The organism is Halomonas sp. ND22Bw, from assembly GCF_003011945.1.
GTDB lineage: Bacteria > Pseudomonadota > Gammaproteobacteria > Pseudomonadales > Halomonadaceae > Halomonas > Halomonas halophila.
On record NZ_PXWD01000534.1, the window covers coordinates 1 to 309 of the forward strand.

The window sequence follows — 309 nt, forward strand, 5'->3', positions numbered from 1 at the left end:
AATCCCGAGCGTCCGCTCGACTTCTCGACCCGTCCCCGTCCGAACACCTCAGTCCACCTTCTTGAAGATGACCGAGGCGTTGGTGCCGCCGAAGCCGAAGCTGTTGGACATGGCGACGTCGATCTTCATCGACTTGGCCTTGTTGGCGGCCAGGTCGATGGGCGTCTCCATCTCCGGGTCGTTCAGATTGATCGTCGGCGGCGCGACCTGATCGCGGATGGCCAGGACGCAGAACGCCGCCTCGATGGCGCCCGCCGCGCCCAGCAGGTGTCCGGTCATCGACTTGGTCGAACTGACGGTCAGGTTCTT

The 309-nt window shown here is 63.8% G+C and carries 1 pseudogene; it reads right to left on the minus strand.

Annotation, left to right across the window (positions count from 1 at the left end):
* Positions 1 to 48 precede the first annotated feature (48 nt).
* Positions 49 to 309 (minus strand): annotated as a pseudogene (locus CVH10_RS19255) (beta-ketoacyl-ACP synthase II); the annotation flags it as partial.